A 13,568-nucleotide genomic window follows, 5' to 3' on the forward strand; every position below is an offset into this window, starting at 1 on the left:
CGCGCCGGCGGGCGAAGTCGTCGCGGGCTGTGCCACAGGCGCGGCGACGGCGGCGCAGCGCAGGCCGGCGCTGCGGGCGATGCTGCGGAACAGCGGGATCCCGGGGGTGCTGCCGGCCTCGGCCTTGGCGGCCTGCGACCAGCGCTCGACCGCCCGCTCCGAGCCCGAGCCCCAATCGCCGTCGATGCTGCCGCCATAGCACTCCATGCGCTGCAATTCGGTCTGGATCGCCTCGGCCAGCCGGTCGGCGCCCGGATCGAAGGCGCCGCGCCCCAGCAGCCGGTCGAAAAGCGCCGGGTCGCGCTGCCGGATCGCCTCGCGCGCCGCGAAGGGCAGGCCCAGCGGGCCGCGCGGGTCGAAGGCCGCAAGAACCGCCAGATCGCCGACGATGATCGAGGGACGCGGCAGGCCGGGCCGGGCCGGCGCCTCGGGTTCGGCGACCGCGGAGGCGGGCTGGGCGGCCTCGGGCCCGGGCGGCGACAGAGGTTGCACGGCCGGCGCATCCGAGGCGCGGATCACCTGCTCCGATGGCAGGGGCGTGATCACCAGCCCCTGCGCCTGCGCGGGCCAGCCGCAGGCGAGCCAGCCGGCCAGGGCGACGATTCCCGCCAGATATGCCCGTTCTTGTCCCATCCGCGCCTCAATTCGGCCTTGGCGTCACGAAGACGGTCCAGTCGGGCCGGTCCTGCGTATCCACCTCGGCGAAACGCGCGTCCAGATAGCCGCGCAGCAGGCAATCCTGCTGGCCCTGGATCCGGAAGCGCCGCGGCGCCACGCACATCGGGATCGACCCTACCAGAACCTCATTACCGAAAACATCGGCCGCGAAGACGTAATAATAGCGTGACTGCAGCGGTTCGCGCTGCAGGGTCGCGCATTGGTTCGGCGCCACCCGCCACCAGCCGCGGGTGGCGAAATCCTGACCCGAGGGCTCGGCCAGCGCCACGTTCAGCACGTCGAAGGACTGGTTGCACAGCCGCAGCTCGGCCCGCGCCGGCCCCCAGCCCATTCCCAGCAGGACGGGGGCCAGAACCGCGGCCAGCCGTTTCAATGCAGGGTTGATCGAGCGCCGATTGAGCACCGCTTCCAGCCATGTTACAGCCCGAAAAGGGCAAAGGGAGTGTCAACAGGCATGAAACCGATCCTGACAGCGGGTGCAACCTTTCCGGCAGGCGCCACCCTGCCGCATCGGCTTGCGGTTGGGCCTGCGGTTGCCCTGCTGGCGCTGCTGATCGGCCTGGCCGCGCCGCCGCTGCGCGCGCAGGAACATGAAGCGCAGCAGCCCGAGGCGATCACGCTGGAGCTGAACGGCGCCACCCCGATGCCGGACGGCGCCTGCCAGCTGACGCTGGTGGTGACGAACGGCCTGCCCGCCGCACTGAAGCGCGCCGCCTGGCAGGTCGCGATCTTCGACAAGGCCGGCGCCGTGCAAAGCCTGCCGATCCTGGATTTCGGCGCGCTCCTGCCGGGCAAGACCCGGGTCGCGCAATTCGCCCTGCCCGGCCGCCCCTGCGACCAGCTGGGGCGGATCGTGGTCAACGACGTGGCCGAATGCACGGCCGAGGACGGCGCCGACCAGCGCGCCGCCTGCCTGGGCGGGCTGGCGACCCGGAACCGCAGCGAGATCGAGTTCGGATTGTGATGCCCCTGGACCTGCCGCTTGTCACCTGGATCGTCTTCGCCGCCCTGGCGGGCCTGTCGGTGCTGACCCTGACCGTGGTGATCTTCAAGCTGATGCAGTTCCGCCGCATGGGCGTCGGCCGCCACAGGCTGGCCGAGGCGATCCTGGACGACTGGCTGAACGGCCGCCCCGACGAGGCGCAGCGCAAGGCCCAGTCCGGCCGCACCGTGCTGGCCCGGGTGCTAGGCGCCACCATGTCCGGCCTGCGCGCCCGCCCCGGCGAACCCGCCTATGGCGAGGAGCTGGCCCGCCAGGTCGCGCTGGCCGAGCTGGTGCAGATGGGCGCGCGGATGCGGCTCCTGGAGGCGGTGGTGCAGATGGCGCCGATGCTGGGGCTTCTGGGCACGGTGATCGGCATGATCGACGCCTTCGGCAACCTGGCGCTGAGCCAGCAGACCTCGGACCCGCGCCTGCTGGCGGGCGGGATCTGGACGGCGCTGACCACCACCGCCGCCGGGCTCGCCATCGCGCTGGTGGCCTATTTCGTCTCGGCCTGGCTGGAGGGCCGGATCGAGGACGAGCGGCAGGGGATCGAGCTGGCGGTCTCGGCCGCGATCCACGGCCGCATCGCGCGGGCCGCCGGGCGCTAGGCCATGCAGGTGGTGCGGCCCCCGATCCGCCCGCCGGGCCTGGACCTGCCCCGCCGTCCGCGAAGGCGCGGCGTGTTCGCGATGACCGCCTTGGCCGACGTGCTGTTCCAGCTGCTGATCTTCTTCATGCTCTCGGCCAGCCTGATCGCCTATTCCATGCTGCCGCTGCGCAGCGGCGCGATCCGCGACGGCGGGGGCAAGGGCGAAAGCGACGGCGCGACGGGCGGGGCCGGGACCACCGTGACCGATGCCAGCGCCACCGCGGTCTGGACGCTGAACCCGGACGGCATCACCGCCTCGGGCCAGCATTTCGCCCTGCCGCGCCTGACCGCGCTGGCCGATGCGCTGGCAGCGCAAGGGACGCGCAACGTGCTGGTGGTGCTGCGCCCCGAAGTGCCGGTGCAGGACGTGGTGACGGTGCTGGAGACGCTGTCCGCGCATGGTATCGACGCGGTGCAGATCGCCGAGGCGCCGGGGGACCGGCGATGAGCATGAACCTGCCTTCGCGCGACGGTCGGCGGGTGCAGGTCGACACCTCGCTGGCGATCGTCAACATCGTGCTGCTGCTGATCTTCTACTTCCTGCTGGCCGGGCAGGACCGGCCGGTCGAGACGCCCCTGGACCTGGCCACCACCACGACCCTGTCGCCCGAGAGCCTGCCCGCGCCGGTGCTGGAGCTGCGCGGGCCCGAGGACTGGCTGCTCGACGGCGCGCCGGTCCGGCCCGAGATGCTGCCCGCCGCGCTTGCCCAGGTCCAGGGGCCGGTGCATCTGCTGATGGACCGGGATGCGCCGTCCGGCCTGCTGATCTCGGTCCTGCGGCGGCCGGAACTGGCCGGGCACGAGATCCGGCTGGTGACGATGAAGGATTTCGGGCCGTGATCGGCCAGCAACCCGCGCCGCGCGGCTGGGCCCTGGCTGCAGGGCTGTCGCTGGCGGTCCACGCCGCCGCAGCCGGGGCCGTGCTGTGGCAGCCGAACTGGCACTGGTCCGACGGGCCGACAGAGCCGGCCCAGATCACCGTCACGGCCCTGCCCGTCCCCACAGCCCCGGAAAGCGAGGTGCTGGAGCCGGTCAGCACCCCGATGCCGCCGGAGCAGGCCCCGCCAGAGCTGGCGGGCGAAGCCGAGGAGGTCTCGGCGCCCGAGCCCGAGCCCGAGCCGGTGGCGCAATCCGCGTCGCCGGTGCTGACGAACACCGCGCTGCCGACCGCCGGCCGGGCCGAGACGCCCGCGCCCATGCCCGCGGCCGGGGAAGACGGGCCGGCCGAGGCGGAAACCGATCCGCGCCTGGCCGAGCTTTTCGACCGCATCCGCAGCCAGCTGACCGCGCCCTGCCTGCTGGCGCTGCCGGCGCTGGACGCCGAGGGGGGGATCCGGCTGAACCTGCTCGCCTCGGACGACGCGCAGATCCCCGGATTGCTGCGCGCGCTGACGCAGGGGCTGGAAACCCAGGTTGCGGGCCAGGCGGTGCTGCTGGACCCGCGGCAATGCGCCGGCCTGGCCTTCGCGCGGCGCGACGCGCGCTATCCGGTCTTTCCGCTGGCGATCCGGCTGCAATCCCAGGACGTGGCCAGCGGCGACAGCCTGCGCGGCACCATCTCGGGCGGGGCGGGGCGCTATGTCACGCTGCTGATGATCGACGACAACGGCGTCACGCATGACCTGCGCCGCTTCCTGGTCAACGCGGGCGGGCGCATCCGCTTCGACGTGCCGGTGGCGCGCGACGGCGCCGACCGCGACACCCACCAGCTGCTGCTGGCCGTCGCCACGCCCAAGCGGCCCGAGACGGTCAGCCGCGCCGCGGGCGAGCTGGCCGAGGATTTCCTGGACCAGTTCGCGCGCGAGATCGGCCCCGAGGCGCTGATCGGCGTCGGCAGCGTCTATGTCCGTCAGGCGAAGCCGTAGGCGAAGCCGTCGCCCTCGACCCGGATGGTGACGTCCGACATCGCCTCGCCCGAGACCATGCGCGACAGCACCTGCCGCGACAGGTCGGGCAGGATCGAGTTGGTGATGATGTTGTCGATCATCCGCCCGCCGCTGTCCGGGTCGCGGCAGGCCGCCACGATATGGTCGATCACCGTATCGTCCCAGGTCAAACTGGCGCCGTGGCTTTCGCGCATCCGCCGCGCGACCGCGTTAAGTTTCAGCCGGGTGATCCCCGCCAGCACCTCGGCCGAAAGCGGCACATAGGGGATGGTCACGATCCGGCCCAGCAGCGCCGGCGGGAAGGTGCCCAGCAGTTCCTCCTTCAGCGCCGCCTCCAGGGTTTCCGCGTCGGTGATCGTGCCTTCCGGGGCCAGCGCCATGATCGTGCCGGTGCCCACGTTCGAGGTCATCAGGATCAGCGTGTTGCGGAAGTTGATCGGGCGGCCGTTGCCGTCCTCCATCCGGCCCTTGTCGAAGACCTGGAAGAACAGCTCGTGCACGTCGGGATGGGCCTTTTCCATCTCGTCCAGCAGCACCACGGAATAGGGCTTGCGGCGCACGGCCTCGGTCAGCCTTCCGCCCTCGCCATAGCCGACATAGCCGGGGGGCGCGCCCTTCAGCAGGCTGACGGAATGCGCCTCCTGGAACTCGGACATGTTGATGGTGATGACGTTCTGCTCGCCGCCGTAAAGCGCCTCGGCCAGCGCCAGCGCGGTCTCGGTCTTGCCGACGCCCGAGGGGCCGCAGAGCATGAAGACGCCGATGGGCTTTTCCGGGTTACCGAGGCCGGCGCGGGCGGTCTCCACCCGGCGCGCGATCATCTGCAGGCCCTGGTCCTGGCCGATCACCCGCTCGCGCAGCAGGTCCGAGAGACCCAGCACCGCCTGCAATTCGTCGGCGACCATACGGCCGGCGGGGATGCCGGTCCAGTCGCTGATGACGCTCGCCACCGCCTGCTCATCGACATGCGGCCAGATCATCCGCGCGTCGGCATGGATCTGGCCCAGCTGGTCCATGGCGCCGGTCAGCTCGACGCGGATCGTTTCCTCGTCGAAATCCTCACCCTCGCGCGCGGCGAGCGACTTGCGCAGGGCCAGGATCTGCTCGACCAGCGCCTTTTCATCGGCATAGGCGCGTTCCAGATCGGCCAGCCTTGCGCGCGCCTCGTCGGCGCGGGCGCGGGTCTCGTCCAGCCGGGCCTCGTCACCCTCGCCCAGGTCGCGCTCGGCCTCGCGGGCGGCGATCTCGGTTTCCAGCCCGGCGATTTCGGCGCGCAGGTCGGCGATGCGGGCCGGAACCGAGGACTGGCTGACCGCCACGCGGGCGCAGGCGGTGTCCAGAAGCGACACCGCCTTGTCCGGCAACTGCCGCGCCGGCAGGTAGCGCGCCGAGAGCTTCACCGCCGCCTCCAGCGCCGCGTCCGAGATGCGGACCTTGTGATGCTCCTGCATCGGGCCCAGCAACCCGCGCATCATCGCGCAGGCGACCTCGACCGAGGGCTCATCGACCGAGATCGGCTGGAAGCGCCGGGTCAGCGCCGGGTCCTTCTCGAAATAATTGCGATACTCGGCCCAGGTCGTCGCGCCGATGGTGCGCAACGTGCCGCGCGCCAGCGCCGGCTTCAGCAGGTTCGCGGCATCGCCCGTGCCCGCCGCACCGCCGGCGCCGACCAGCGTATGCGCCTCGTCGATGAACAGGATGATCGGCACGGGTGAGCCTTGCACCTCGTCGATCACGGAACGCAGCCGCTGCTCGAACTCGCCCTTCATGCTGGCCCCGGCCTGCATCGCGCCGATGTCCAGCATGTGCAGCCGCATCCCGCGCAGCGCCGGCGGGACCTCGCCCGAAGCGAGCTTCTGTGCGAAGCCCTCGACCACCGCGGTCTTGCCGACGCCGGCCTCGCCGGTCAGGATCGGGTTGTTCTGCCGCCGGCGCATCAGCACGTCGACAATCTGGCGGATCTCGTCGTCGCGGCCGACCACCGGGTCCATCTTGCCCTCGGCGGCCTGCGCGGTCATGTCGACCGAGAACCGCCCCAGGGCGGTCGCGGCGCCCTGCCCCTCGCGGCCCGGGGCGCTGGCGCCGATGCCGGTGCCGTCCATCGGGCGCAGGTTTTCCTCCTCGGAGTCCTTCCACAGGGTCCGCGCCTCGGATCCGATGCGTTCGGCGGACATCTCGGCGAAGATGCCGGAATATTGCTCGATCTCGCGCCGCAAGGCGTGATCGTTCAGCAGCGCGACCAGCAGGTGGCCGGTGCGGATCTGCGCCTCGCCGAAGAACAGCGTGGCATAGGTCCAGGCGTGGTTCAGCCCGTCCGCCAGCCGTTCCGAGATGCCGGGGGTCTCGGTCACGTTCTTCTGCAAGCCGTCCATGGCCCGGCCCAGGTCCTTGAGCATCCGGCCCCGGTCCAGCCCCAGCCCGCGCAGGGTGACGGAAATGTCGCCGTCCTGCTGCGAGACGGCGTGGAACAGCCAGTGCGACAGCTCGACATTGCGGTTGCCGTCGCCGCGCGCCTGCCGCATCGCCTGAAGGAAGGCCTCATAGCCCAGCCGGTTCATCTTGCCGGCGAATTTCTCGATGGTGATCGCGGTCATCAATGGCCTTTCGCGGAATGCGGGCCCGCATCGCGGCCAAGCGCGAAACGGGCGATTTCGACATAATCCGCATCGCGCGGAATGCTTTCGGGACGCATCGCGGCCAGCCAGCCGATCGCGGCATCGCCGCCAAGCCGCGCCGCCGGAATCCGGTCGGGCGGCAGCGCCAGCGCCAGATCGACCTCGATGCATTTGCCGAGATACCAGAAGACCAGCCCGGCCAGCTGCGCATGGCGGTCCTGCCCCGGCAGGAAGTCGCGATAGATCTGCGGATCGGGCAGGTTCAGCCGGATGCAGATCCTTTCGTTCACCGTCTGCAGCCGCGAACCCAGATAGGTGTCGCGCCCCAGCGCGCCGCCCTGCCCCAGGCCGTGCAGGTCGTCGGGTTCGAATTCCAGCCAGCTGGCCGCGTGTTCCTGCACCTCGACCGGATAGCCGAAATGGCAATCGAGCAACTGGCGCAGCCGCACCGCGCTGCGCACCCGGCCGCCGAAGACCGGCACCAGCGGCAGCCGCGCGGTGTCCGGGAAGCTGTCATGGTGCAAGAAGGCGGGCGAGCCGATGCCCGCCACCGCGCCGAGATAGGCCGCGAAGCGGTCCTCGTCGGGTCGGTCGTGCTGGGTGATGGCATGGGCGTCCGACCAGGCCCTGAAAAACAGCTGGTAGAAGCGTGCCGAGAGGATGTCGGTGAAGCTGACGAAGGCCTCCTCGCCCTCTTCCTGCCAGCGCATCACCTCTTCGGTGGTGTTCAGCGGCAGCGCGCCCTGCGGGCCGAAGAAGCCCATGAACTGCGCGCGGATGCGGGCGCGGGGCCCCGAGACGTCGATCCCGCTGAGATCCTCGGCCGGAAAGGCCAGTCGCGGGTCCTGGCCGATATCGGCGATGTCCTGCCCCCGCCGGGTCGAACGGCCGATGCGCGGCCGGCCGGCCGCCTCGCGTTCCAGCCGCCGCAACAGCGCAAGGAAGCCCGGCTCGCCCGTTCCCTGCCGCAGGCTCATATCAGCGGCCCCAGCCCGGTGCGCGGCGGAAAGCGCTTGACGATGCCGCGCTGGCGGCTGGCGATCACCGTCTGGGTGAAGCTGTTCACGCTGGCATATTCCGCGAGGAAACGGTCCAGAACCGCGCCCAGCCCGATGATGCCGCTGCCCTCGAAGGCGGTCTCGTCGAAGGTCAGCACCAGTTCCAGCCCGCGGGCCGGGAAGATGCCCTCGGGCCGGCGGATCGAGCGGGTGACGGGCCGCACCGCCAGGCCGGTCAGCCCGGCGACCTGCACCTCGGTCACATGGTCCGAGGCATCCGCGAACAGGGTCAGGATCTCGCGCAGGCTGGCGGCGCCGTCGCGACCGAAACGGTCGTCCAGCCCGAAATGGTTCAGCGACAGGTAGGAGATCAGCCGCCAGTAGACGTCGCCCTGCCGCATCCGGTGCGGGCCGGCGCGCTCGACCTCGGTCATCGCTTCGCGCGGCTGGGTCGGGCCGTTCACGCAGGTGAGCGACAGCGCCTGGTCCGAGACCATGGCGAAATCGTCCGAGCCGGCCAGCGGCAGCACCGCCGGCAAATGCCGGTTGGAACAGAGCGCGCGGATGTGCAGCCGCTGGGCGCTCCGGCCGACCACCGACTCGGGCGGCTCGTAGATGGCGATGAAGGTCTCGGTGCCGCGATAATCGTTGCGCAGGCCGGCGCGGCGCTCGGTCTCGGTCAGCCGGCGCGGCTTGCGGCGGGTGGTGTAGTAATAGGCCGCGCGCGGCGCGCCGCCCTGCGGCAGGGCGTAAAGCGGCGTCACCTCGACCCGGTCATGGGCGGTGCCATAGCTGGCCTGCACGCGCAGGATGCGCTGGATCTCGTAATGGGTGATCGGGCTGGAATCCGGCGTCACCACATATTCGTGACGCCGGTCGTCCAGCCGCACCTGGTTCGAGCTTTCCTCGAACAGGTTGATCGCCGGGGCGCAGTTCAGCCGGATGTCGCGCGGCTGGATCTGGCGCGCCAGCTCGTCATTGGCGCGGTCGAATTCCAGGATCAGCTGCGCCTCGCGCGTCGGAATGCGCGACAGCGCCGGGCGAAGGCCGGTCAGGCGGAAGCCCAGGAACTTGCGCGGGAAGGCGAACCAGTCGCGCAGGATGGCAAAGCCCTCGAACAGGCGGCGGTCGCTGTCGAAAAGCAGCTCCTCGCGCGAGAAGCCGATCTGCTCGACCTGGTCCGGGCGCAGCCGCAGGAAGGCCGGGTCGCCGTTCGGTTGCAGCCAGCGCAGCGAGACGCGGGTGGTGTTGCAATGCACCTGCTCATAGGCGGCGATGGCCCGGACATGGTCGGCGGTCAGGTGGAAGGTCAGGCTGTCCTGCGCGTTCACGCCCATCGCCTCGCCATCGGTGCGCGACAGGTCGATCTGCAGGCCGGCGCGGGTCGCCGGGTCGGGGTCCTGCCCCAGCCCGCCCAGGGTGGTGGTCTGGTCGTGATAGGTCAGGCCCGAGACGGTCAGCGGCAGCACGTGCAGCGGCGCGGTCAGGCTGAAGCGGCAGGCCACGCGCTTTTCCGCGTCGCGAAAGCGCGCGTCCAGGTATTCGCCGCGTTTGAAGACCTGCACGCCCTCGTTCTGCCGGGTCAGCGGCGGGGCCTCGACGATCATGCAGCTGGGGCTGGGCGCCAGCGCATCGGGGAAGATCTGCTCGAGCAGTTCGGTGGTGAAGGCGCGGAATTCCTCGTCCAGCTTCAGCTGCACGCGGGCGGCAAGAAAGGCGGTGCCTTCCAGCAGGCCGGCGATGGTCGGGTCGATGTTCTCGCGCAGGACGCCGCCCAGCCGCTCGGCCAGGCCGGGGAATTCCTCGGCGAATTCGGCCGAACGCTCGTAGAGCATGTCCAGCTCGCGCTCATAGGCGTCGCGGAAGGCTTTTCTCATGGCTCGGCCTGCGTGCGCTTCATGGCGATCTTGCCGGCGGCGGGGTCCACCTCGGCATAGAACTGCACGGATATGTCGGTCGGGTCCGAGATCATCTCGGCCAGGATCTCGAAGGTGACGCGCTGGTCCGAGGTGGGGGCCAGGTCGTCCACCCGGACCTCCAGCGTCTCGGGGCGCAGCCGCGGCTCGTTGCGGATCAGCGCCTCGCGGATGGCCTGGGCCAGGTCGCTTGGGGTGCGGTTCTCGCGCCAGAGCGTGTCCATGTCGGGCAGCCCGTGATTGACGACGGAATCGCGCACCCGCGGCGTGTCGGACAAGTCCGCGCAGACGTCCAGCCGGATGGTGTTCATCAGGCTGGCGATGTCCTGCACCAGGTTGCGGCGCAGCGATTCCTCGCTGGCGCCTTCGCGGCGCTTCTGGCTGAGCAGCGTCAGGTCGCGCTCGCCCTCGGTATAGCGGCGGTCGCGCTCGCGCGAGTCGCGCCGCGTGGCGGAATCGCGGAAGATGTGCATCAGGGACATCTCGCGCAGGCCCCTGCGCCCCGGGTCCCCGTCAGAGGAAGGACGACGCGCTGTCATGTTCCGCCCGTTGATCCTGCGCCGCCGGCCCGTGCGGGCGGCGCGCAAAGGAACAGGGCCGGCCGTCGCTGCCGACCCTGTCCCGGTCTGCCATCGGTGGAACGCTTAGGCGCTCCACTCCTTGTTCTCGGCGATGTCCCAACCGGCCAGGGTCTCGGCGCCGGCGGCGCCGGTGTCTTCCTGCAGCGTATAGGCCACCTCGAACTTGCGGAAGTTCAGGGTCAGGGTTTCCTGGATGCGGTCGAGACCATCCTTGGCACCGCCGGTCGAGTAGCTGGTGATCATGATGTTGCTCATCTTGATCTTGAAATATTCGACCGGGGCGGCCCCGCCCGACTTGCGCACGATCAGCTCGCCCGACTCGATGTGCTCGCCGTTGGTGCAGCGCTTGATCAGGTCGTTGGTGGCCAGATCGACATATTTGGTCAGGGTAATATCCTGCACGTTGACCTTGCCGCCGCCGCCGCCCGAACCGACATGGGTGGTGCCCGACTGGGTCAGGCCCCAGTTCCAGGCCAGCACGTCGATCTCGTTGCGGTGGGTGTCGTCCTGCGACTCGCCCTTGATGTTGTTGGAAAGTTTCAGAAAGATATCGACAGCCATTCGATCACTCCTTGGCTACAATAATAATCTCAATGGGTTACTTGCCTTTTGGAAGCTTGGAGACCAGCGACATGCCGACATCCATTCCTTCCAGCTGGAAATGCGGCTTCAGATAGAATTTCCCCATATAGTAACCGGGGTTCTCCTCGTCCTCCACAACTTCCACCTTCGCTCCGGCCAGGGGTTTCTTGGCCTTCTCGCGCTCGGTCGCGCTCTCGGGGTTGCCCGAAACGTATTTGTTGATCCAGGTCTGCAGTTGCGTCTGCAGCTGCAGCCGGTCCGGGCTTTGACCGATCTTGTCGCGGACCATACATTTCAGATAGTGACTGAAACGCGACACCGCGAAGATATAGGGCAGGCGCGAGGACATGTTGTCCGAAGCCGTCGCTTGGTCGTCCACGTATTTCTTGGGCCGATACAGCGTCTGCGCGCCGATGAAGGCGGCCTTGTCGGTATGCTTGCGATGGATCAGGCCGATCAGCCCGGCTTTCGACAGCTCGGCCTCGCGCCGGTCGGTGATCGACACCTCGGTCGGGCATTTCAGGTCCTTGGAGCCGTCGCCGGTGTCGAAATTGTGGGTGGGCAGGTTCAGCACCTCGCCGCCCGACTGCACGCCGCGGATCTGCACCGTCCAGCCGTGTTCCTTGTGGGCACGGTTGATGTTCACCGCCATGGCATGGGCGGCGTTCATCCAGGAATATTTCTGGCCGGCGTGGCCGTCGGTCTCTTCCTCGAAATTGAACTCCTCGACCACCGAGTTCGAGTTCTGGCCATAGGGCTCGCGCGCCAGCACCCGCGGCAGGGTCAGCGCCACATAGCGCGAATTCTCGCTGTCGCGCAGCCCGTTCCAGGCGGCGTAATCGGGGGTGTCGAAAATCTCGGACAGGTCCGGCGGCGTGCCCAGCTCGGTCCAGCTGTCCATGCCCAGAAGCTCGGGCGCGGCGGCCGAGATGAAGGGCGCATGGGCCGCGGCGGCGATCTTGGACATGTCGCGCAGCAGCGACACGTCGGCGGTGCCGTGGTCGAAGTAGTAATCCCCGACCAGCGCGCCGAAGGGCTTGCCGCCCAGGGTGCCGAACTCGGCTTCGTAGATGCGCATGTTCAGCGGCGACTTGTCCCATTTGGCGCCGGGATAGCGCCGGAACATCTGCTGGAGTTCCTTCTTCGAGACGTTCATCACCTTCACGCGCAGCGAGGCGTCGGTCTCGGAATGGTTGATCGTATAGGCCAGCCCGCGCCAGCTGGATTCCAGCTTCTGGAATTCCTCGTGATGGATGACCTCGTTCAGCTGCTCGGTCAGCTTCTGGTCCAGCTTCGACAGCATCGCGTCGATGGTGTCGATCACGTCATCGGCGATCAGGGTCTCGTCGTCCAGCGCCTCGCGCACCAGCGCGACGACGGCGTTGTCGACCTCCTTGGCGGCGACGTCGGTGCGCGGCTTGATGGTCTGCTTCAGGATGTCCGAGAATTCGTCGAGCCCGGCAAGGGCGCCCGCACCGGCAACCTGAGCCTGCGTTTCCTGCGCCATCAGCTATCCTCTTCCTCGGCGGATTTCGTCTTTTCGCGCTCGGCCAGCGCGGCCATCAGTTCGGGATCGTTCAGCAGCTTGCGGATCTGCTCCTGCGCCTTGGGCTTGGAGTTCATGTAGCGCTGCAGGTTGGCCAGGTGCTGGCGCGCCTCCAGCAGCTTCTTCAGCGCCGGGATCTGGCGGGCGACCGCCGCCGGGTTGAAGTCGTCCATGCTCTCGAAGGTCAGCGAGACGCCCAGCCGGCCTTCGCCGCCCAGCTTGTTCTCGACATTGAAGCTGACGCCGGGCGCGATGCTCTTCATGTAGTCGTCAAGCGAGGCCGCGGTCACGTCGACGAAGTCCCGCTCTTCCATGTCGGGCTTCTCGACCTCGGAGGCATTGCCGGACAGGTCGGACAGCACCCCCATGACGAAGGGCAGCTCGACCATCTTCTCCGAGTCGTAGGGATCCTCGTAGGAAATATTCACCCGGGGAGGGCGGTTGCGCTTGATAAAATCGGTCGCCTTGTCCGAAGCCATCAGATCAATCCTCCATTGCGCAAGGCAAACTGTAAAATACCCACCGAGTCAATTCCGCAAAACTGCCCTCAGGATTCGCCGGATGGCGCAGCCGGAGCAAGCAATTCCGCGACGATGGCGTCGAAACGCTTGTGCAGCATGTCACGAGCCTTCGCCAGAAGCAACGGCACCGGACTGGCCGGTTCGTTCGTCGCAAAGTAGCCCTCGACGCCCAGCAGGGCTGCGACAAGTTCCGAGCGGCGGGTGATCGGCGGCACCTCGCCGGGCGCGTTTTCGCCGATGCGCCGGCCCTCCAGCCCGGCCTGGGTCAGGGTCTTCAGCCGCTCCATCGGCAGGGCGAAGGGCGTGCCCTGCCCGACTTTCAGGACGGCCGCGCCCGCCTCGCCCGGCATCAGCATCTCCAGCGCTTCGACCAGCGGCTTGCCGACCAGCAGCCGGGCCTGGGCGACCAGCAGCAGCGCCGGCGAGGAAGGTTCATTCTGCGCCAGCCAGTTACAGGCCGCCTCCAGCGCCGCGCCGGCCGTGACGCGGTCGAGGACCGGCCGTTCCGAGGCCGGCATCACCGGCTCCAGCGGCACTGCCGCCAGGCCGATGGCCGGCGGCTGGTCCGGCGCGGCCGCCTGCGGCTCGGGCTGGGCGCCGGCCTCCCACGG

General features: G+C 69.1%; 13 protein-coding genes and 2 pseudogenes. 5 read left to right on the forward strand and 10 right to left on the reverse strand.

Annotated elements, in window-relative coordinates:
• Both I9P22_RS19545 and I9P22_RS19550 read right to left on the reverse strand, forming a co-directional pair.
• Positions 1-633: pseudogene (locus I9P22_RS19545) on the reverse strand (hypothetical protein); the annotation flags it as partial.
• A gap of 7 nt (positions 634-640) precedes the next feature.
• On the reverse strand, positions 641-1,051 hold the full coding sequence (locus tag I9P22_RS19550) for a DUF1036 domain-containing protein (protein WP_233253489.1): 411 nt from the start codon (positions 1,049-1,051) through the stop codon (positions 641-643).
• Positions 1,052-1,132: 81 nt separating this feature from the next.
• Here I9P22_RS19550 and I9P22_RS19555 point away from each other — a divergent pair, with 81 nt between their 5' ends.
• The 5 genes from I9P22_RS19555 (at position 1,133) to I9P22_RS19575 (ending at position 4,177) form a co-directional block, all read left to right on the forward strand.
• Positions 1,133-1,642, forward strand: coding sequence for a hypothetical protein (locus tag I9P22_RS19555; protein ID WP_199261301.1), 510 nt, complete (start codon positions 1,133-1,135; stop codon positions 1,640-1,642).
• Positions 1,642-2,271, forward strand: a complete 630-nt coding sequence (locus tag I9P22_RS19560) for a MotA/TolQ/ExbB proton channel family protein (RefSeq protein ID WP_199261303.1) — start codon at positions 1,642-1,644, stop codon at positions 2,269-2,271. Before I9P22_RS19555 ends, I9P22_RS19560 begins: the two co-directional genes overlap by 1 nt.
• Positions 2,272-2,352: 81 nt before the next feature.
• Complete coding sequence (locus I9P22_RS19565; RefSeq protein WP_233253490.1) at positions 2,353-2,760, forward strand: ExbD/TolR family protein; 408 nt, start codon at positions 2,353-2,355, stop codon at positions 2,758-2,760.
• The gene (locus tag I9P22_RS19570) at positions 2,757-3,152 is read left to right on the forward strand and encodes an ExbD/TolR family protein (protein WP_199261307.1); all 396 of its coding nucleotides are present in this window, start codon (positions 2,757-2,759) and stop codon (positions 3,150-3,152) included. Before I9P22_RS19565 ends, I9P22_RS19570 begins: the two co-directional genes overlap by 4 nt.
• The gene (locus I9P22_RS19575; RefSeq protein WP_199261308.1) at positions 3,149-4,177 is read left to right on the forward strand and encodes a hypothetical protein; all 1,029 of its coding nucleotides are present in this window, start codon (positions 3,149-3,151) and stop codon (positions 4,175-4,177) included. The genes I9P22_RS19570 and I9P22_RS19575 overlap by 4 nt, the downstream gene beginning before the upstream one ends.
• On the opposite strand, the gene tssH is transcribed toward I9P22_RS19575, so the two are convergent.
• The 8 genes and pseudogenes from tssH to I9P22_RS19615 form a co-directional block, all read right to left on the reverse strand.
• Positions 4,162-6,792, reverse strand: a complete 2,631-nt coding sequence (gene tssH / locus I9P22_RS19580) for a type VI secretion system ATPase TssH (RefSeq protein ID WP_199261309.1) — start codon at positions 6,790-6,792, stop codon at positions 4,162-4,164. The genes I9P22_RS19575 and tssH overlap by 16 nt on opposite strands.
• Positions 6,792-7,790: a type VI secretion system baseplate subunit TssG gene (gene tssG, locus I9P22_RS19585; protein WP_199261310.1), complete on the reverse strand. Its 999-nt coding sequence runs from the start codon at positions 7,788-7,790 to the stop codon at positions 6,792-6,794. The genes tssH and tssG overlap by 1 nt, the downstream gene beginning before the upstream one ends.
• A complete protein-coding gene (gene tssF / locus I9P22_RS19590; protein ID WP_199261311.1) occupies positions 7,787-9,688 on the reverse strand; it encodes a type VI secretion system baseplate subunit TssF in 1,902 nt (633 codons plus the stop codon). The genes tssG and tssF overlap by 4 nt, the downstream gene beginning before the upstream one ends.
• Positions 9,685-10,209 carry a type VI secretion system baseplate subunit TssE gene (tssE, locus tag I9P22_RS19595; RefSeq protein ID WP_199261312.1) on the reverse strand — a complete coding sequence of 175 codons (525 nt, stop codon included), beginning with the start codon at positions 10,207-10,209 and terminating at the stop codon, positions 9,685-9,687. Before tssE ends, tssF begins: the two co-directional genes overlap by 4 nt.
• A gap of 162 nt (positions 10,210-10,371) precedes the next feature.
• Positions 10,372-10,869, reverse strand: a complete 498-nt coding sequence (locus I9P22_RS19600) for an Hcp family type VI secretion system effector (RefSeq protein ID WP_199261313.1) — start codon at positions 10,867-10,869, stop codon at positions 10,372-10,374.
• 37 nt (positions 10,870-10,906) lie between these two features.
• Complete coding sequence (gene tssC, locus I9P22_RS19605) at positions 10,907-12,397, reverse strand: type VI secretion system contractile sheath large subunit (RefSeq protein WP_199261314.1); 1,491 nt, start codon at positions 12,395-12,397, stop codon at positions 10,907-10,909.
• Positions 12,397-12,915 (reverse strand): type VI secretion system contractile sheath small subunit, encoded by a 519-nt coding sequence (gene tssB, locus I9P22_RS19610; RefSeq protein WP_199261316.1) that lies wholly within the window; start codon positions 12,913-12,915, stop codon positions 12,397-12,399. The genes tssC and tssB overlap by 1 nt, the downstream gene beginning before the upstream one ends.
• Positions 12,916-12,983: 68 nt before the next feature.
• A pseudogene (locus I9P22_RS19615) lies at positions 12,984-13,568 on the reverse strand (hypothetical protein); the annotation flags it as partial.

The organism is Paracoccus binzhouensis (genome assembly GCF_016446475.1).
GTDB classification, from domain to species: Bacteria; Pseudomonadota; Alphaproteobacteria; order Rhodobacterales; family Rhodobacteraceae; genus Paracoccus; species Paracoccus binzhouensis.

Coding starts and splice junctions, on each gene's coding strand:
- tssH (WP_199261309.1), bottom strand. CDS start 6,792: ATGACCGCGATCACCATCGAGAAATTCGCCGGCAAGATGAACCGGCTG.
- I9P22_RS19570 (WP_199261307.1), top strand. CDS start 2,757: ATGAGCATGAACCTGCCTTCGCGCGACGGTCGGCGGGTGCAGGTCGAC.
- I9P22_RS19560 (WP_199261303.1), top strand. CDS start 1,642: ATGCCCCTGGACCTGCCGCTTGTCACCTGGATCGTCTTCGCCGCCCTG.
- tssC (WP_199261314.1), bottom strand. CDS start 12,397: ATGGCGCAGGAAACGCAGGCTCAGGTTGCCGGTGCGGGCGCCCTTGCC.
- tssB (WP_199261316.1), bottom strand. CDS start 12,915: ATGGCTTCGGACAAGGCGACCGATTTTATCAAGCGCAACCGCCCTCCC.
- tssG (WP_199261310.1), bottom strand. CDS start 7,790: ATGAGCCTGCGGCAGGGAACGGGCGAGCCGGGCTTCCTTGCGCTGTTG.
- I9P22_RS19555 (WP_199261301.1), top strand. CDS start 1,133: ATGAAACCGATCCTGACAGCGGGTGCAACCTTTCCGGCAGGCGCCACC.
- tssF (WP_199261311.1), bottom strand. CDS start 9,688: ATGAGAAAAGCCTTCCGCGACGCCTATGAGCGCGAGCTGGACATGCTC.
- I9P22_RS19600 (WP_199261313.1), bottom strand. CDS start 10,869: ATGGCTGTCGATATCTTTCTGAAACTTTCCAACAACATCAAGGGCGAG.
- I9P22_RS19565 (WP_233253490.1), top strand. CDS start 2,353: ATGACCGCCTTGGCCGACGTGCTGTTCCAGCTGCTGATCTTCTTCATG.
- tssE (WP_199261312.1), bottom strand. CDS start 10,209: ATGTCCCTGATGCACATCTTCCGCGATTCCGCCACGCGGCGCGACTCG.